General features: G+C 41.8%; 20 protein-coding genes and 1 riboswitch. Of the genes, 2 read left to right on the top strand and 18 right to left on the bottom strand.

The features are described from left to right. Window positions 1–137: 137 nt before the first annotated feature. From sufB to N1I86_RS11370, 18 genes are all read right to left on the bottom strand, one after another. The gene (gene sufB, locus N1I86_RS11455) at window positions 138–1535 is read right to left on the bottom strand and encodes a Fe-S cluster assembly protein SufB (protein ID WP_003352483.1); all 1398 of its coding nucleotides are present in this window, start codon (window positions 1533–1535) and stop codon (window positions 138–140) included. A 116-nt stretch (window positions 1536–1651) separates the two neighbouring features. Then, window positions 1652–2092, bottom strand: coding sequence for a Fe-S cluster assembly sulfur transfer protein SufU (gene sufU, locus N1I86_RS11450; RefSeq protein WP_003352484.1), 441 nt, complete (start codon window positions 2090–2092; stop codon window positions 1652–1654). Next, window positions 2082–3311 carry a cysteine desulfurase gene (locus tag N1I86_RS11445; protein WP_341096409.1) on the bottom strand — a complete coding sequence of 410 codons (1230 nt, stop codon included), beginning with the start codon at window positions 3309–3311 and terminating at the stop codon, window positions 2082–2084. The genes sufU and N1I86_RS11445 overlap by 11 nt, the downstream gene beginning before the upstream one ends. A gap of 1 nt (window position 3312) precedes the next feature. Next, window positions 3313–4617 (bottom strand): Fe-S cluster assembly protein SufD, encoded by a 1305-nt coding sequence (sufD, locus tag N1I86_RS11440; RefSeq protein ID WP_048623933.1) that lies wholly within the window; start codon window positions 4615–4617, stop codon window positions 3313–3315. 17 nt (window positions 4618–4634) lie between these two features. Beyond that, entirely contained in the window at window positions 4635–5420 is a 786-nt protein-coding gene (gene sufC / locus N1I86_RS11435; protein ID WP_003352487.1) for a Fe-S cluster assembly ATPase SufC, read from the bottom strand. 247 nt (window positions 5421–5667) lie between these two features. Next, window positions 5668–5850, bottom strand: a complete 183-nt coding sequence (locus N1I86_RS11430; protein WP_040340819.1) for a hypothetical protein — start codon at window positions 5848–5850, stop codon at window positions 5668–5670. Window positions 5851–6159: 309 nt separating this feature from the next. Continuing rightward, window positions 6160–6996 carry a MetQ/NlpA family ABC transporter substrate-binding protein gene (locus N1I86_RS11425; RefSeq protein WP_341096404.1) on the bottom strand — a complete coding sequence of 279 codons (837 nt, stop codon included), beginning with the start codon at window positions 6994–6996 and terminating at the stop codon, window positions 6160–6162. 14 nt (window positions 6997–7010) lie between these two features. Then, window positions 7011–7679 carry a methionine ABC transporter permease gene (locus N1I86_RS11420; protein ID WP_003352491.1) on the bottom strand — a complete coding sequence of 223 codons (669 nt, stop codon included), beginning with the start codon at window positions 7677–7679 and terminating at the stop codon, window positions 7011–7013. Continuing rightward, a complete protein-coding gene (locus N1I86_RS11415) occupies window positions 7672–8697 on the bottom strand; it encodes a methionine ABC transporter ATP-binding protein (RefSeq protein WP_341097334.1) in 1026 nt (341 codons plus the stop codon). The genes N1I86_RS11420 and N1I86_RS11415 overlap by 8 nt, the downstream gene beginning before the upstream one ends. A gap of 92 nt (window positions 8698–8789) precedes the next feature. Next, window positions 8790–8899, bottom strand: a riboswitch (SAM riboswitch). Between the two features lie 95 nt (window positions 8900–8994). After that, a complete protein-coding gene (locus N1I86_RS11410) occupies window positions 8995–9354 on the bottom strand; it encodes a hypothetical protein (RefSeq protein WP_003352493.1) in 360 nt (119 codons plus the stop codon). Window positions 9355–9678: 324 nt separating this feature from the next. Next, window positions 9679–10002, bottom strand: coding sequence for a thioredoxin domain-containing protein (locus N1I86_RS11405; RefSeq protein WP_048623936.1), 324 nt, complete (start codon window positions 10000–10002; stop codon window positions 9679–9681). Continuing rightward, window positions 9986–10351, bottom strand: coding sequence for a toprim domain-containing protein (locus tag N1I86_RS11400; RefSeq protein ID WP_003352495.1), 366 nt, complete (start codon window positions 10349–10351; stop codon window positions 9986–9988). The genes N1I86_RS11405 and N1I86_RS11400 overlap by 17 nt, the downstream gene beginning before the upstream one ends. Before the next feature lie 122 nt (window positions 10352–10473). Continuing rightward, entirely contained in the window at window positions 10474–10857 is a 384-nt protein-coding gene (gcvH, locus tag N1I86_RS11395) for a glycine cleavage system protein GcvH (RefSeq protein WP_003352496.1), read from the bottom strand. A gap of 74 nt (window positions 10858–10931) precedes the next feature. Then, window positions 10932–11294 (bottom strand): arsenate reductase family protein, encoded by a 363-nt coding sequence (locus tag N1I86_RS11390; protein ID WP_341096401.1) that lies wholly within the window; start codon window positions 11292–11294, stop codon window positions 10932–10934. A 150-nt stretch (window positions 11295–11444) separates the two neighbouring features. Beyond that, a complete protein-coding gene (locus N1I86_RS11385; RefSeq protein ID WP_341096399.1) occupies window positions 11445–13232 on the bottom strand; it encodes an acyl-CoA dehydrogenase family protein in 1788 nt (595 codons plus the stop codon). Window positions 13233–13340: 108 nt separating this feature from the next. Next, window positions 13341–14519, bottom strand: a complete 1179-nt coding sequence (locus N1I86_RS11380) for an acetyl-CoA C-acetyltransferase (protein WP_003352500.1) — start codon at window positions 14517–14519, stop codon at window positions 13341–13343. Window positions 14520–14595: 76 nt separating this feature from the next. Beyond that, complete coding sequence (locus tag N1I86_RS11375) at window positions 14596–16980, bottom strand: 3-hydroxyacyl-CoA dehydrogenase/enoyl-CoA hydratase family protein (RefSeq protein WP_341096396.1); 2385 nt, start codon at window positions 16978–16980, stop codon at window positions 14596–14598. A 332-nt stretch (window positions 16981–17312) separates the two neighbouring features. Then, complete coding sequence (locus N1I86_RS11370; protein WP_341096394.1) at window positions 17313–18230, bottom strand: proline dehydrogenase; 918 nt, start codon at window positions 18228–18230, stop codon at window positions 17313–17315. A gap of 195 nt (window positions 18231–18425) precedes the next feature. Between N1I86_RS11370 and N1I86_RS11365 the strand changes: the two genes are divergently transcribed. Further along, window positions 18426–18680, top strand: a complete 255-nt coding sequence (locus tag N1I86_RS11365; protein ID WP_003352503.1) for a hypothetical protein — start codon at window positions 18426–18428, stop codon at window positions 18678–18680. Between the two features lie 17 nt (window positions 18681–18697). Beyond that, window positions 18698–19042, top strand: a complete 345-nt coding sequence (locus tag N1I86_RS11360) for a spore coat protein (protein WP_147542741.1) — start codon at window positions 18698–18700, stop codon at window positions 19040–19042.

Below are 19042 nucleotides of genomic sequence, written 5' to 3'. Positions count from 1 at the left end.
TACTTATCTGCACATCACGAAGAAAATTGAAGATGATGCGCTAGAATTGTATCAGCGGTGTAACAAAGGGTTATAAAATGTGGGTGGATTGTGGGTGTTTCGTTATTATTTATTTATAAATCGTTGATATATCAACGTTATCCGATGCTTCCTTCCATTTCAAATTTGATTAATCGGTTCATTTCTACCGCGTATTCCATTGGAAGTTCCTTCGTAAACGGTTCGATAAAGCCCATTACGATCATTTCTGTAGCTTCTTCTTCGGAAATTCCGCGGCTCATCAAATAAAATAATTGTTCTTCCGACACTTTGGATACTTTTGCCTCATGTTCAAGCGAAATATTGTCATTTAAAATTTCGTTTGCCGGGATGGTATCCGATGTCGATTGATTATCCATAATCAGCGTATCGCATTCAATATTAGAGCGAGCTCCGTCCGCTTTCCGTCCAAAATGAACAAGACCGCGATAGTTTACTTTACCGCCATGTTTAGAAATGGATTTAGACACGATAGTGGAAGAAGTGTTTGGAGCAAGGTGAATCATTTTCGCTCCGGCATCTTGTACTTGCCCTTTGCCGGCGATTGCGATGGAAAGGGTCATTCCTCGAGCCCCTTCTCCTTTCAGAATAACAGCCGGATATTTCATCGTTAATTTGGATCCGATGTTGCCGTCAATCCATTCCATCGTGGCATTTTCTTCACACACGGCGCGTTTTGTAACCAAATTATAAACGTTGTTTGCCCAGTTTTGAATGGTCGTATAGCGGCAATAAGCACCTTTTTTCACGAAAATTTCTACCACTGCACTATGAAGCGAATTCGTTGTATAGACCGGTGCTGTACAGCCTTCTACATAATGAACGCTTGCTCCTTCATCCACAATGATGAGCGTCCGTTCAAATTGTCCCATATTTTCAGAATTGATGCGGAAGTAAGCTTGAAGGGGAGTATCCACTTTTACACCCGGCGGAACATAAATGAATGATCCCCCCGACCACACTGCAGAGTTTAACGCAGCAAACTTATTGTCTGAAGGCGGGACAACTTTTGCAAAATGCTCACGGAATATATCTTCGTTTTCTTTTAAAGCAGAATCGGTATCTTTAAAGATAATCCCAAGTTTTTCTAAATCTTGTTTCATATTATGGTAAACAACTTCTGATTCGTATTGAGCAGAAACTCCGGCAAGATATTTTTGCTCTGCTTCCGGAATTCCCAATTTATCAAACGTTTTCTTGATTTCCTCCGGCACTTCATCCCAAGAACGACCTTGATGCTCCGTTGGTTTTACGTAATACGTAATTTCATCAAAGTCTAGTGCAGAAAGATCGCCTCCCCATTGCGGCATAGGCTTCGCATAAAATTGTTCCAAGGATTTCAGCCGAAATTCCAGCATCCATTGTGGTTCTTCTTTCATTCGAGAGATTTCTTCCACAACTTCCCGAGTCAATCCGCGTTGTGTACGGAAAATCGAGATGTCTTTATCCCTAAAGCCGTATTTATAATCACCGATTTCCGGCATTTTTTTTGCCATATTCATTTCCCTCCTTTGGAGATTATGCTCCATCAAAAACTTTCTTTTTCAACCTCCCCTTCTTACAGGAAGAGGTTGAACCCAAACACTAAATGATGATTGCATTTTCAAAAGGTTTAATGAGCTACTTGATCTTTTAAACCTTTTTCCATGGCCTTCCAAGCTAATGTAGCGCATTTAATGCGGGCCGGAAATTTAGAAACGCCTTGAAGTGCTTCCACGTCGCCAAGATCTAGATCATCAGGATAATCTTTTCCCTGCATCATGTCAGAAAAAATCTTAGACAGCTTTAAAGCAGTCTCGATATTTTTCCCCTTAATCGTTTCGGTCATCATGGAAGCGGAAGCCATTGAAATGGAACAGCCTTCTCCTTCGAATTTAGCATCTGTCACTTTACCGTCTTCTACATTCATGGTCAAATGAATGCGATCCCCGCAAGTCGGATTATTCATATCGATCGTCAAGTTCCCGTTTTCTAAACTGCCTTTGTTTCTTGGATTCTTATAATGATCCATGATCACGTTTCGATACAACTGGTCTAAATTATTAAAAGACATTGTTGAAATACTCCTTTGTTTTCAAGATACCCGAAACAAAGCGGTCAATATCCTCTTCCGTATTGTATAAATAGAAGCTGGCTCTTGCTGTTGCCGAAACATCGAGCCATTTCATCAACGGCTGCGCGCAGTGATGTCCGGCGCGAATGGCAATTCCTTCCGCATCCAGCACTGTCGCTACATCGTGCGGATGGACGCCTTTTATATTAAAAGTCACTAATCCTGCTCGTTTCATCGGATCTTTCGGACCGTAAACTTCGATTCCTTCCACTTCACTCAATTTGTCCAATGCATATGCAGCAAGATGATGCTCATGTTTTAAAATCTCATCCAAGCCAACTTCTTCAAGAAACTCAATAGCCTTGCCTAAACCGATAGCTCCGGCGATAATCGGAGTTCCTCCTTCGAATTTCCAAGGAAGCTCTTTCCATGTCGAATCATACAAACCGACAAAATCGATCATCTCGCCGCCAAACTCTACCGGTTCCATCTTTTTCAGAAGCTCTTTCTTACCATAAAGAACACCGATTCCGGTAGGACCACACATTTTATGTCCGGAAAAAGAGAGAAAATCGCAATCGAGATCTTGAACGTCTACTTTCATATGAGGAACGCCTTGCGCACCGTCCACCGCCAAGACAGCTCCATTTTCATGAGCAATGTTCGCTATTTCTTTGATCGGATTGATCGTTCCAAGTACATTGGAAACAAGGGTGACAGCCACAATTTTCGTCTTCGGGGTAACGGTTTCCCTTACTTTTTCAAGCGTAATAGTGCCATCTTCTTCCAACGGAATGTATTTCAATTCCGCTTTCTTTCTTTTGGCAAGCTGCTGCCATGGAATTAAATTGCTGTGATGTTCCATATAGGTAATGACGATTTCATCGCCTTCTTTCACATTTTCCTCGCCATAGCTTGCCGCAAGCAAATTAATGGAAGCTGTTGTTCCTCTTGTAAACACTACTTCTTCCACTGATTTGGCGTGGATAAACTTGCGAACTTTTTCCCTTGCCCCTTCATAAGCGTCGGTTGCTTTCGTGCCGAGCGTATGAACACCTCTGTGGACATTCGAATTATAGCCTTTGTAATATTGTTCGATTGCTTCAATGACGGATAACGGCTTTTGCGAAGTAGCTGCGTTGTCTAAATAAACTAAAGGATGGCCATTGACTTCTTGATTCAATATCGGAAAATAGTTTCGAATATCATTTACATTCATTTTACCGAACTTTCCTTTCAATGACTTGAATAAGCTGTTCTTTTACCCCTTCAATCGGCAATTGGTTGACAACCGGAGCCAGGAAGCCGTGTATGATCAATCGTTCAGCTTCTTTTCGCGGAATTCCGCGGCTCATTAAATAATAAAGCTGAATCGGATCCATACGACCGACCGAAGCAGCGTGACCGGCCATTACATCGTCTTCATCAATCAACAAAATAGGATTGGCATCCCCGCGGGCATTTTTGCTTAACATCAGCACTCTGGATTCTTGTTCAGCATCCGATTTGGAAGCGCCATGCTCGATTTTACCGACGCCGTTAAAGATCGAAGTCGCTTCATCTTTCACAACACCGTGCTTTAAAATAAATCCTTGCGTATTCTTTCCAAAGTGTACAACCTTTGTCGTAAAGTTTTGCACTTGCTTGCCTCGGCCTACGGTTACGGTTTTGGTATCTCCATAAGAACCGTCGCCTTCCAAATAAGTTGTATTTTCAGAAACCGTATTGCCGTTATTCATAAGCCCGAGAGCCCATTCAATCCGTGCATCTCTTCCGGCCGTGCCTCGGCGATTGACATACGACGTCACGCCGCTGGCAAGGGTGTCTACAGCCCCGTAAGTTACTTTTGCACCTGCTTCAGCAACGACTTCTGTCACGATATTCGCAATTCCTTCCGGTACTTCTACAGTGGAAATATAATTTTCCACATAGGTGACGGAACTGTTTTCATCTGCAACAATTAACACATGGTTAAACAAAGGAACTTGGTTGTCGTCTTGAAGGAAAACGGCTTGAATAGGATCCTTCAACTCCACGTTTTTGGGGATATAAAGGAATACTCCGCCGTTTAACAAAGCTGCATGCAGAGACGTTAATTTATTTTCGTCTGCTTTCACATGTTTCATAAAATATTTTTGCACTAAATCCCCATGTTCTCTTAACGCTGTCAAAATGTCGGTAAAAATGACGCCTTTTTCTTTCAGTTCATCCGTTAACTGCAGATAAGCCGGAGTCTGGTTTCGTTGAATATACAGATTTTTCTCGGTTTCCAAACGAATCAATGCTTTTGCGTCTTCAGGCAACTGTTCAAGAGATTCAAATGTATCGCTTTTTACATAGTGCGTTTGAAATGACGTAAAGTTCCATTTATCTATTTTCGTTTTGTCCGCCTTTGGCAACGGAAGGGTTTCAGCCTTCTCTAATGATTCGATTCGAAGAGCTGCAAACCATTCCGGCTCGCCGTTTTCTTTTGAAAACGACTGGATATACTCCCGATTGACTGGTAATTTTGTTTCCACCGTCATGTTCATCCTCCTAACTGTTACGCTTCTTGACCGACTGTTTCGTCTTCAATGCCCAGTTCTTTTTTGATCCAATCATAGCCGTTTTCTTCAAGCTGTTTAGCCAATTCAGGTCCGCCGGATTTTACGATCCGTCCTTGCATCATGACATGAACATAATCAGGAGTAATATAATTCAACAAACGTTGATAGTGCGTAATCATAATGCATCCAAAATCGCTGCTGCGCATGGAGTTAATTCCTTTGGCAACGACTTTCAAAGCATCGATATCAAGTCCTGAGTCGATTTCATCCAAAATGGCGAATTTCGGTTGAATCATCATTAATTGAAGTATTTCATTGCGTTTTTTCTCACCGCCGGAAAAACCTTCGTTTAAATAGCGTTGCGCCATATTTGGATCCATTTCCAAAAACTCCATTTTTTCATCCATTTGGCGAATGAATTTCATCAACGAAATTTCATTGCCTTCACCACGGCGAGCGTTAATGGCGGAACGCAAAAAGTCCGCATTCGTTACCCCGCTGATTTCACTTGGATATTGCATCGCCAAGAACAATCCGGCACGAGCCCGTTCATCGACTTCCATTTCAAGAACATCTTGTCCGTCAAGCGTAATGCTGCCTTTTGTTACTTCGTATTTTGGATGTCCCATAATCGCGGATGATAAAGTTGATTTACCTGTTCCGTTCGGTCCCATGATTGCGTGGAACTCTCCAGTTTTTACTTCAAGATTCACTCCTTTTAAAATCTCTTTTCCCTCTATCTCAACGTGTAAATCTTTAATTGTTAGAGTTGAACCTGCCATCTTTTCTACCTCCGTCAATATCGATATATGCTGAATACCCATTTCATTCTCAATTTATTATCATTACAATCTTATAACAAATGAAAACTAATATCAACTTTTCCAATAGTTCTTTTCCGTATTTTTTTGAATAATTTCGACTTAAGTTATAAAATTCACAATCGTTTTCTATGCAGAACGGTGGTGGTAGTCGATATTCACTATTTTAACGCAATTTATTATTGAAAAGAACAAACCAGCGTGGGGCTCACACTGGTTTTCCCAAATGATAAAGCTTTCGACAGTACAGCTTTCCGTTCATTTCAACGACAATTTGTTTGGATTGGCAATGATCCTTTTCTCTTTGCTTTTCCACTTTCATCCTCACTTCATGATTGCTCCCGTAAACTTTATACCCTACACCATGAGCACAGTACATGGCCTTTTCCATGCTCTCCGTATATTGAAGTGTTAAAGAACAAATAACGAACCAGTCCTCTCTAAGTTTAAAGTTCTTCTCAACCAACGACAGAATCAAATAATAAACCCATATGAAAGAGTCATGTTCGTTATGAATGTTCTTATCGGCCGTCTATAGTTATTTAACCTCTCTTCACCATTTTAAACCTTCATTGAAACATCCAAACTTATTCTTTCCTTGAGCGATTGGGACTATGCGAATAATACAAGTAGGCCAAGAGGACGCTGTGAAATAAAAAGCTCCTCCACAATAAAGGAGGAGCGATACATCTTTCTTTTCTTATTTGTTGACAGGCACTACAGCGCCGCCCCATTTTTTCAAGATAAAGTCTTGAATTTCTTTAGAATGAAGGACGTCGACAAGAGCTTTAATTTTCGCTTTCTTTTCATCGCCTTTGCGGACAGCTATGATATTAACATACGGAGAATCTTTGTCTTCCAAAGCAATCGCATCTTTTAACGGATTTAATCCCGCGTCAAGAGCATAGTTGGAATTGATTAACACAGCATCGCCTTCGCCGTTTTTATATACTTGTGGAAGCATGGACGCTTCAACATCGTATTTAAATTTGAAATGCTTTGGATTTTCAGCAATATCTTGAACCGTTGCTTCTTCTTTATTCACGCCTTTTTTCAGCTTAATCAAGCCTTTTTTCTCAAGCATCGTTAAAATCCGACCGTGGTCAGCTACAGAGCTGGACATAATGATTTCAGCACCTTTCGGCAGCTGATCTAAGCTTTTATATTTTTTCGAATATAAGCCGATTGGTTCAATATGGATGCCGCCGGCGTTGGCAAACTTATAGCCGTTTTCTTTGATTTGTTGTTTGAAATAAGGAATGTGCTGGAAGTAGTTCGCATCCAATTTTCCTTCAGCCAATGCTTTGTTAGGCATAATATAATCTTGGAATTTGACAATTTTTAAATTATAGCCTTTCTTTTTCAAGATAGGTTTTGCTTTTTCCAAAATGACAGCATGTGGAACATTAGATGCTCCCACAATAATGGTTTTGTCATTGGATCCTTTTGTTTCTTTTGGTTCGTTGGAAGATTTTCCGCATGCAGCAAGACTCAATACAAATACAGATGCAATAATGGCTATAAAGAACTTTTTCACCAAATTTTCCCCCTTTATCTTTTATCTATTTTTGAAGTGATAAAATCACCAATAAACTGAATAACAAACACAATAATCAACACAATGATCGTAGCCACTAAGGTCACGTCGTTATGGTTGCGTTGGAACCCATCCAAATAAGCAAGATTTCCAAGACCACCCGCACCGATTACTCCGGCCATTGCCGTGTAACTGACAAGCGAGATCGCTGTCACTGTGATGCCTGAGACCAAAGCGGGAAGCGATTCAGGAATAAGCACTTTCCAAATAATCGTGCTTGTTTTGGCCCCCATCGCTTTAGCCGCTTCAATAACTCCTTTGTCAATTTCCCGAAGCCCGATTTCCACCATCCGTGCATAGAATGGGCCTGCGCCAATAATCAGCGCCGGAAAGGCGGCATTCGCACCGATTATCGTGCCGACAAGCGCTTTTGTAAAAGGAATGAGCAGCACGATGAGAATGATGAAAGGAATCGAACGGAAAATATTCACAACTGCGGCAACGATGGAATATATAAATTTATTTTCCCATAAGTTCCCTTTCGATGTTAAAAAAAGCAAAAGTCCAAGGATTAAACCAAGAATAAAGGTGGCAACTACCGATACTCCCGTCATGTATAGGGTTTCCTCTGTTGCCTGCCACATCATTGCCCAATCCACATTTGGAAACCATTTTTCAAGCATGGGTAATGACCTCCGACTCTACTTGTTGTGTTTGTAAATAAGCGATCACTTTTTGTACGTCTTGTTCCGATCCTTGAATCTGGATAAACAGTGTGCCATATGCACCATTTTGAGTTTGGGACACTTTCCCCTGAACAATATTTACCTCAACCGGAAAATCTCTGATTAAGTTGGCTATGATCGGCTGTTCAGCGGAATCGCCAATAAAGGTAAGTTTGACAATTTTACCGTCCTTATAGCGTTTGAGAAGATGAGCAATCGTTTCCTTCGATTCTTCCGGTTCGGTAACTTGTTGAACAAAACGCTTCGTTACCGGCTGTTTTGGATTTTTAAACACTTCCAGCACCGGACCGATTTCAACGATTTGCCCATTTTCCATAACTGCCACGCGATGGCAAATTTTTCTGATTACATGCATTTCATGTGTAATTAACACGATCGTCAAACCGAGCCGTTTATTAATATCGACAAGTAGATCAAGGATCGAATCGGTCGTCTGTGGATCCAATGCAGAAGTGGCTTCGTCGCAAAGCAATACTTTCGGTTCGTTGGCGAGAGCTCTGGCAATGCCTACTCTTTGTTTTTGGCCGCCGCTTAATTGAGAAGGATAGCTGTCTTCTCTTCCTTCGAGTCCTACTAATTGAATCAGTTCATCTACACGTTTCATTCGTTTTTCTTTCGGCACTCCGGCGATTTCCAGCGGGAAAGCAATATTTTCCCGTACTGTGCGCGACCATAATAGATTAAAATGTTGAAAGATCATGCCGATTTCTTGGCGTGCTTTTCGTAAAGAAGCGCCTTGAATTTTCGAAATTTCTTGCCCTGCAACCGTCACTTGGCCTTCTGTCGGAATTTCCAAACCGTTCAGCATGCGGATCAGAGTGCTTTTTCCGGCTCCACTGTAGCCAATAATACCGAAAATTTCTCCCTCTTGAATCTGCAAATCTATATTATTAACGGCTGTCACATTTCCGTTTTTTGTACGAAAAACTTTCTCCACCCGCGATAAAGAGATCAGTTCGCTCATTGATTCATTCACCTGCTTTCTTTTTTGAAATGAAAAAAACCTTTCCGCCAATGAGCAGAAAGGTTACGTATTCTTCGTCCTTTCTCTCATCTCTCAAAGCAAACTGCTTTGTGTGAATTGGCACCATGTCAACTGAACGATTGACGGTTGCCGGGTTTCATTGGGCACATCCCTCCACCTCTCTTGATAAGAGCAAGTGTTTATGAAATTGTTCGGAAATTGGTTTCTCGAAAATTATACATTTTCATGCGAATAATGTCAAATAAAATTGATAGAAATATGTTACTTTCATCCTAATCTACCTAATACGACGGTTTCTTCCCGTTCCTTACATAACCACAAAATAGCTTCCAGCTGCAGCTGCAAACGAAAGGATCCAAATATGCTCACGTCTTTTCTTTTGACAGCTGTTAACAATCTTTCTTCCCCCAACAAAATATTTCGAAAAATCTCGTCCGTCCCGCAAAGATGTAAGTGCGGGCTTGAAATCGTTCCTTTTTTCCAATCCATTTGGCTTTTGGACAAAGAAAACATCCATGTTTCATCGTTTGAATCAAAAAGAACGGTCAGTGGATTAGAAGGAAGAATCGGGAAAAGATGTTTTCGTTCGAAACATTCCCTTTGAATCCTTGCGAATAACTTGTCCATCTTCTCATCCCTTCACCTGAATGTTTACTGTACATAGTTCCATTTTTCAGGTGAATTCCCTTTAAAAAGGATTCGACAGATAAAGAAAAACCCTTTGACAAATTCCACCCATTTCTTCACATTCGACCGCTCTTTTTCAAATAAAAGGACGTTTCTTGAATTATTCCCCAAGAAATATGTCATTTTTGCAAGTTGGCGAAACACGAAAGCCAATCATTGGCTAAAATCATTTTTCACTTGGAAACGCTGCCTGAATGGAATTGCTGAATGACAAAAATGGACATCCACAAAATAACAGCGGGATAAAGGCCCATAAGGATGCCTTTACCCCGCTTGATATTGAGATAATTTTTCATATAGAAAAGGTACAGAATGAAAGGCATAAATTTTGTCTTTTAATTCTTTTTTATCAAAAATCATCAGGCAAGGAACGCTTTCAATTTCATATTGATGAGCAAAATCCTCATGATAATTGATATCCGCTTTGGCAAAAGTGCAATCAGGAAAAAGCTTTTCAATCACATCCACCATTTTTCCTGCCACCGCGCATGTTCCGCATAAAGGAGTATAAAAATATAATACCGTTTTGCCTGTTTCGGAAATTTGTTCATGGAGAGGTTGTTGTGTCCAATCAGATACCACTTTCATCATCCTTTTCAATATACTTCGTATCGATGTCGATACCGGCGCTAAGTAAAATGGCGGCTAGATACCGAAAAGGGGTATTTTCGACCTCCGTAAAAGCTCGATCAACATAAAGATGCCTGGCTTCGGGAAATTCTCGTTTAAACATCTTTCTCAGCTTTTCCCCGGCGGTATCAGCATCCACCAGAATATACACATCGCGGCCATAAAGTCGATCGACAAGATCATCCATTTTGCTGAGGCCGATGGTTCCATTCGTGCAAATAATCTCTACCGGCTCCTTAATAATCGCTTGAATTTTTCTCTTATCCGACGTTCCTTCCACAATAATCACTTTATCCGTCCCATTCATCTTTATCCATCCTTGCCTGATTTCTTTCTTCATTCATTGTCCCATGTTTGCGATCCATTTCAAAGCAAAAAGCCTCTACTTAAACATAGAAAAAACCCCCAGGGAGCACCCAGGGGGCCATACTAGTCTTCGCTAGTCATTTCATCGTATTGTTCAGCCGTCAACAGTTGATCTACTTGGCTGATATCGCTAGGTTCCACCACGATCATCCAAGCTTTTTCATAAGGGGATTCGTTCACATACTCCGGATTGTCGTTCAATTCTTCATTGACTTCCACTATTTTCCCGCTGATAGGAGCATAGAGCTCAGAAACGGTTTTAACGGATTCCACACTGCCAAACGGTTCGTCTGCTTTAATTTCCGTTCCTACTTCAGGCAGTTCAACAAATACAATATCTCCTAATTCCGATTGAGCGAATTCCGTAATCCCGATGCGCACTTTGTCTCCTTCTACTTTTACCCATTCGTGTTCTTCCGAGTATCTCAGTTCTTTCGGCGAACTCATGAAAATCCCTCCACTCTCAATATTTTCATAATTTACATTAACTTATTTCCATTGCTAAAAGCAAGAAAACACCCTTATCTATTCAGCCATATTTTCTCAAATTCATCTTCATGAAACCCAACTGTGACACGCGTACCATCCGTCACGATCGGGCGTTTGATTAACATGCCGTCGGAAGCAAGCAATTCAAGAAGTTCATCTTCCGAAGCCGTTTTCAAACGGTCTTTAACTCCTAGTTCTCTGTACTTTCTCCCACTCATATTAAAAAATTTTTTTAATTCCAATCCGCTCTTGCGCCAAAGCGTTTCCAGCTCCTCTTTCGATGGAGGGTTATCGACAATATGTATCTCTTGAAAATCAATTTGATGATCTTCAAGCCATTTCTTTGCTTTTCGGCATGTTGCACATTTCGGATACCAATAAAATGTTACGTTCATGTGATCACCTTTTATAAAAGATTCTGCTGCTTTAGCGAGTTTTCCCTTTTTTAGTTCGACAAATACAGTAAAATTCCTCTTTATTTTAAAATAATCTCGAGAGAAAACAAAGAGGCCGACATCGTTGTCCGCCTCATCCATTTCTATTTCTTACACAATATATCGTTCTGACTCGATCAGCTTGGCCGCTGCTTCGCGTTTTTTCGCAATGATGTTGACAGGCGTATGACGCGTAAGTTTTCGGAGGGCCGAAAGCGTCACGCGCAGCGCATCGCCTTCTTGTACTGCCGCAACAGTTTCCTTCGCATCTTGTTCGATTTGAGCAAACGCTTCTTGGCAAAAAATTTCTGTGTAAAGCAGCTTTTGCTTGTTCTTTTCAAGGCTGGTTCTGTCCAATGCCTTTTGAGTTCTCAAAATCGATGATTCCATTACATAAATATTGGCGGCTATGTCCGCAATATTCGCCAAGATTTCTTGTTCGTTCGCAAGCTCTTTGCCAAATGTTTGCACAGCAAGCCCGGATACAAGCAACGCAGCTTTTCTCGCATTTCTTAATAAATATCGTTCACGCGCGAGCGGTTCTGATCCCGGATCTTCCGGCGCCAGCACGATCAGCTCTTTTTGCAGGTCTTGCGCTTTTTGAAGCAAAGGCAATTCGCCTTTCAACGCTTTTCTTAAAAACGTATTCGGCACTAGTAAACGATTGATTTCGTTTGTCCCTTCAAAAATACGGTTAATGCGGGAATCACGGTAAGCTCTAGAAATTTCGTATTCTTCCATAAAACCGTAGCCGCCGTGCAGCTGCAATCCTTCATCTACCACGTAATCGAGCACTTCCGAACCAAAAAATTTTCCAATCGAGCACTCGATGGCATATTCCGAAATCGAAGCAGCAATCGCTTTTCCGTCTTTTGCTTCTTCTTCCGACAGCTCGCCCATCGCTTTGTCAAATAACCCGACAGTGCGGTAAATGGAACTTTCATTCGCATAAATTTTGGAAGCCATAGTGGCAAGCTTTTCTTGCGTCAAACGAAATTGTGAGATCGGTGTATTGAATTGCCGGCGTTGGTTTACATACGGAATGGTGATCTCCAGTACGCGTTTTGAAGAACCGACAGTGCCGACGCCTAATTTATACCGGCCGATATTCAATATATTAAAGGCAATTTTGTGTCCTTTGCCGGCTTCCCCAAGCAAATTTTCCACCGGAACTTCCGCGTCTTGAAGGATCAGCGTCCTGGTGGATGAACTTTTAATCCCCATCTTGTTTTCTTCCGGTCCTGTCGAAACGCCCGGAAAATCACGCTCCACGATAAAAGCCGAGAAATGTTCTCCGTCAATTTTGGCATAAACGACAAAGACATCGGCAAATCCGGAGTTGGTAATCCATTGTTTCTCCCCGTTTAAAATATAGTGCGTACCTGCTTCGTTTAACTTGGCAGTCGTTTTCGCACCTAATGCATCCGAACCGGAGGAAGGCTCTGTTAGTGCGTAAGCAGCGATTTTCTCACCGGTTGCCAATTCCGGCAAGTACTTTTGTTTTTGTTCTTCATTTCCGAATAATACGATGGGCAAAGATCCAATGCCGACATGAGCTCCGTGAGTAATAGAAAATCCGCCGGCACCTGCCATTTTTTCCGTGATCAAAGCAGAGCTGATTTTGTCCAGCCCTAAACCGCCATATTCTTCCGGAACATCGGCACTTAATAAGCCTAACTCGCCCGCTTTTCTCATTAATTGGACTGAACGGTCAAATTCATGCTTTTCCAAGTAGTCCAGTTGAGGCAGCACTTCATTGGTTACATAGTCTTCCGTTGTTTTGGCAATCATTTTTTGTTCTTCCGTGAAATCTTCCGGTGTAAATACTTGACTTGCTTCTATTTCATCTGTTAAAAAACTGCCGCCTTTTATAATGGCACGATCTGTTTGGTTTGACATCTTTCTTCCTCCTATCCATTTTTCATTTGGCGAAGCTGTTTCGATTTTGTTCATTCTCATAACATATCCTGCTAGTCTTTCCATTCTTTTTCGTGATCACTCATTCTATCAATCTATCAATTCAAAAACTCCGGCAGCACCCATGCCCCCGCCGATGCACATCGTAACGACGCCAAATTGGACGTTCCGGCGCTTCATTTCGTGCAGGAGAGTAAGGGTAAGTTTGGCTCCTGTGCAACCGAGCGGATGGCCCAGAGCAATTGCACCTCCATTGACGTTCACTTTTTCTTCATCAAGGTTGAGTTCGCGTATAACTTGAATCGATTGGGAAGCAAAGGCTTCATTCAATTCAAACAGCCCTATATCCGATACTTCCAGTCCTGCCAATTTCAATGCTTTCGGAACCGCAACGACAGGGCCGATCCCCATAATTTCCGGAGGTACACCACCTACTGCGAACGAACGAAACTTCGCCATCGGTTTCAGACCGAGTGATTCCGCTTTTTCGCGATCCATCACCATAACCGCCGCTGCTCCGTCGCTCGTTTGCGAAGCATTTCCGGCCGTTACCGTGCCATTGGCCGAAAAGGCAGGACGCAATTGGGCGAGTACTTCCATGTTGGTATTCGGGCGAACTCCTTCATCTTTCGTTAAAGTGACTGTTTTTTCCACCAGCCGATGGTCCGGTCCAACTGAACGGACTGTCGCTTCTACCGGCACGATTTCATCATCAAATTTCCCTGAAGCAATCGCTTTGGCGGCACGCTGATGGCTTCTAACGGCAAATGCATCCTGATCTTCGCGAGTGACGCCAAATTTTTTCGCTACTTGTTCAGCGGTATGCCCCATGCTCATGTAATATTCCGGCGCCGTTTCGGCTAATTTTGCATTCGGTCTGACCACATGCCCCATCATCGGCACCATGCTCATCGATTCAGTTCCTCCGGCGATGATCGTATCCGCATGACCAACCATAATTTTTTCGGCCGCAAAAGCAATGGCTTGTAAACCGGACGAACAAAAGCGATTGATCGTGATTGCCGGAACGGTGTGCGGAAGGCCGGCAAGAGCTCCAATATTCCTAGCCACATTTTGTCCTTGCTCTGCTTCCGGCATGGCACAGCCGATAATTAAATCATCGATGTTCCCTTCGTAATTGCCTGCTCTTTTTAACGTTTCTTTCACTACCAGCGCACCTAGATCATCCGGGCGCACCGTTGCCAATGTTCCTTTTTTGGCTTTCCCCACTGGCGTACGCGCCCCGGCAACGATGACCGCTTCTCGCATAAAACTACCTCCTTCAACATTGTTTTTTCACTCTCTTGTTCTAGCGGACTAGCAAAAAGATTCGCCTCCAAAAATGTCAGTTGCGCAGCGGTTTGCCGTTTACAAGCATGTGCTGCATGCGCTGCTGGGATTTCGGCTCAGCAATCAGGCTCAAGAAAGCCTCTCTTTCTAAGTCAAGCAAATACTGTTCATCTACTTCCGTTCCGTATGGCAGTTTTCCTCCGGCGATGACATACGCCAGCTTTTTGGCGATGTGGCGATCATATTGGGAAATATATCCTGATTCAAACATCGATTGAGCCGCCAAGAGCAACATCGCATACCCGGTTTCTCCTACAACGGGCACTTTTTTCCTGGTCGGCGGACGATATCCTTGTTCATAAAGGGAAAGCACCACTTGTTTTGCATCGTACAATTGATGATCACGATTGACGCTGATCCCGTCCGCATTCGATAAGAAGTTGTTTTCGCGGGCTTCTTCACCGGAAGAAGACACTTTCGCCATCGCAATGGTTTCAAAAACTTTATTGGCGATTTTTTGCAAATCAAAATCGACACCGCTTGGCAAATTGGATAAATGTTTCCAATATAATTCCTTTGTTCCGCCGCCTCCCGGAATTAAGCCGACCCCAACTTCTACAAGCCCCATATACGTTTCAGCGGCAGCTTGAATACGCGCCGCCGGCAAACAAACTTCCGCGCCGCCGCCCAATGTCATTCCAAAAGGAGCCGCTACTACCGGCTTGCTGCTGTATTTAATTTTTAGTGTCGCTTGCTGGAATTGACGAATGATAAAATCGAGTTCAAACAGATTGTCGTCTTGTGCTTCCATCAGCATCATGGCAAGATTGGCTCCCACGCAGAAGTTTTTCCCTTGATTTCCGATCACAAGTCCTTTATAGTTTTTTTCCACTTCATCAATCGAATAATAGATCATTTCCACAATGTCCGGACCAATCGCATTGTTTGGCGAATGAAATTCAAGCAATGCCACTTCGTCGCCCAAATCAATCAGACTTGCACCGTTGTTGGATTTGATGACTTTTCCTTGTTTTTTTAAGCTTTTCAAATCGATCACTTTCGGATGCACTGAAACCTTTTCGTAGCGGCCGTTATGATAGAAATATCGTTCTCCTTGTTCCTCTTTATAAAAAGTTTTATTGCCTGAGGCGATCATGTCTTTTACCCATGAGGGAACGTCCATTCCTTCCGATACCATTTTTTGAACCGACGTTTCCGTTCCGATCGCATCCCACGTTTCAAATGGCCCGTATTCCCAGCCAAATCCCCATTTCATAGCATTGTCGATCGCCACGATCGTATCAGCGATTTCGCCTAGCAGTTTGGCAGAATAGATTAACGTAGAAGCAAGCACGTTCCATAGAAAAGTTCCGGCCTGATCATCCGCATAAATAAGCGCTTTCATTTTTTCTGCTGTTCCTTTTAATTGCTTCGCTTTTTCTACCGTAGGTGTTTTTAAAGACTTTCTCGGTCCATATTGCAACGTTTCCAGATTGAGTTCGAGTATTTCTTTTCCTTTTTTGACAAAAAAACCTTGCCCGGTTTTAGCGCCAAGTTTTCCTTTTTTCAGCATTTCATTCATAAAATCAGGCACTTCAAATGCGTCTTTTTCTTTTCCTTCGACTTTTTCATACACATTGTTGGCCACATGCACAAATGTATCGAGCCCCACTACATCGAGCGTACGGAAAGTAGCACTTTTGGGGCGGCCGATTAACGGTCCGGTGATCGAGTCGACTTCTCCAACCGATAAACCTGCTTTTTTCATTTCATGAACAGCTACGAGCAGTCCGTAAGTGCCAATGCGGTTCGCAATAAAATTGGGCGTGTCTTTGGCTACTACCACCCCTTTTCCTAATGTTTCTTCTCCGAATTGCTTTATAAATTGCACAATTTCAGGATCGGTATCTTTTGTCGGAATCACTTCCAACAGCTTCAAATAACGAGGGGGGTTAAAGAAATGAGTTCCTAAAAAATGCTTTTTAAAATCGGCGGAACGGCCTTCTGCCATAGCTTCGATAGAAATGCCGGAAGTATTGGAACTGACAATGCTTCCATGTTTACGATATTGATCAATTTTTTCTAATACTTGCTTTTTTACGTCCAGTCTTTCCACCACAACTTCGATAATCCAGTCGCATTCAGAGAGTCTTTCTAAATCATCCTCCAAATTTCCTGCTTCAATGAGATTTAAGCTGTTCTTAGAAGTGAGCGGGGAGGGCTTTTGTTTTAAAAGCTTTTTTAAAGCGTCGCTTGCAAAGCGGTTGCGGACTTTCTTATCTGCAAGGGTCAATCCTTTTACTTTTTCTTCTTCTGTCAGTTCGTGAGGAACAATATCTAATAATAATGTAGACAGCCCAATATTGGCTAAATGGGCAGCAATTCCTGATCCCATAACTCCGGATCCTAGTACAGCCGCCTTTTTGATTTGTAATACCAAAACTATTTCCCCCTTCACTTTTTGAATGAATGGTCATTCATTTTTCTATTTCCACTATATATGAATATTCTAAATTTTTCAATAAATAATTAGCACAAAATAGATGAATTTTTTACTTGTTTAAGTGGACGATCATTTGTTTCATATTATTCATTTCTTTTCGATTTTACTTTTAAAAAAAGGAATGAAAATAGTCTGCGGAAATAAAATAAATTTTGAATACTGCGAAAGGACTCACTTGCTCTGTTCATTAAGGCAAATGATTGCGTGAATAACTACGGCGGCCGTTATCGAGATTCTGCTAAAAGAACAAAGCCAATCCCGTTTTTCCATTATTTTTTGACCATTCCTTTGAGAACAAAACCAACATTGGCGGGACGTTCCGCCAGTCGACGCATGAAATATCCGTACCAATCCGATCCATACGGTACATATACACGCATTTTATATCCCTCTTCAACCAATTCAAGCTGCTTTTCCGGTCTGATGCCGTACAACATTTGAAATTCAAATTGTTCATTTGAAATCTTGTATTCTTTTACAAGCTTTTTCGTGTAGTCAATCATAGCATCATCATGAGTGGCAACAGCTGTATAAAATCCGTTCAGCAAAAGCTTCTTCACCAGTTTTTTATAATTTTCATCCACATCTGTTTTCTTTGGAAACGCTACAGAAGCCGGTTCTTTGTATGCCCCTTTTACCAGTCGAAGATGAGGGGAGAAAGATGCAAGATCGTCAATGTCTTTTTCGGATCGATATAGATACGCTTGGATGACGGTCCCTAATTGTGGATACTCTGTTTTTAACTGTTTATAGACAGAAAGAGTTTTTTCACAGCGTGAAAAGTCTTCCATATCAATGGTCACAAATACAAACCGTTCTTTTGCCGCCTCCAAAATGCGGCGCATATTGCTCATTACCGTTTGTTCAGATATGTCGCTTCCTAACGACGTCAGTTTTAATGAAATCTCGGCATCTAATGATTCTTTCCCTATGGCCTCAATCGTACGAATGGCTTGATTCGCCATTTCTGCTGCTTCTTTTTCATTTTCCACAAACTCACCCAAATAATCGACTGTAACGCTTAAACCTTTTTGATTTAAATCTTGAATTACTTTGACTGCCTGATGGAGTGTTTCCCCGGCGACAAATCGGGATGCACCGAATTTCAAGCCATATTTTTGGGCAATCTTTGTGAATGAACGATTTCTTGAAAGAAATAAAAAGAAATTTCGCATCATTTTCTCCATCGTATTCCCCCTTTTCTCGTAAATCTTCAGCTACTGAAGGAAAACACGGACGTTTCAAAGTGAGGGCAGTTCCACGATCGCCTTTAGACTTTCGTCTTTTCATTTCCTGTTTTTAAAAATATATTCAAAAAACGCTCTGATTTGCATAATTTTACTGGAGAAAGACAAGCTAAGAGGGAAAAAGGAGGGAACCAAATGCAGCAACCATATTCCAATAATCCGCAATCTTTCATGTCTTCGCCGCCGGTGATGACGACAAAAGATCTCTCTTACGTGAATGATATGCTTTCATGGAATTTATTAGCCATGAAAAAGGCGCATTTCGCCGCCCAAAATTGCCAAGACCCGGAAATCAAATCTGCTTTAGATTCATACGGTCAAATGCATCAGCGTCATTATCAAACTATTTTGTCGCATTTGCAATCACCTAATAACGGGATGCAGCAATGATGGAAAGGGGAAACAAGATGGAAATGCAAAATCAACAGCAAAAAATCCAAAATCCAAAAATACAGGTGCCGGAAACCCCGCAAATGAACGATCGCGATTTTATTCAAGATATGCTGGCAACCGAAAAGTACATGACTACTTCGTATGCTGTTGCATTGAACGAAATTTCGATTGATCCGCTCCGTCGCGATTTGCAAAACATTCTTACAGAAACACAAAATGCTCAAAGAGATATATTTTTAAAAATGTTTCAAAAAGGCTGGTATTCATTAGAGGCCGCCGACCAACAAAAAATCCAGCAATCTTATCAGCAGCATCAAAGCTACTCCAGCCAATTTCCGTACAACAATCCATCTCAATAA

Origin of the sequence: Bacillus sp. FSL W8-0116, from assembly GCF_038003825.1 — a bacterium.
GTDB classification, from domain to species: domain Bacteria; phylum Bacillota; class Bacilli; order Bacillales; family DSM-4216; genus Bacillus_O; species Bacillus_O smithii.
Note: the sequence above shows the minus strand (reverse complement) of the source record. Positions and strands in the feature narration are given on the sequence as shown.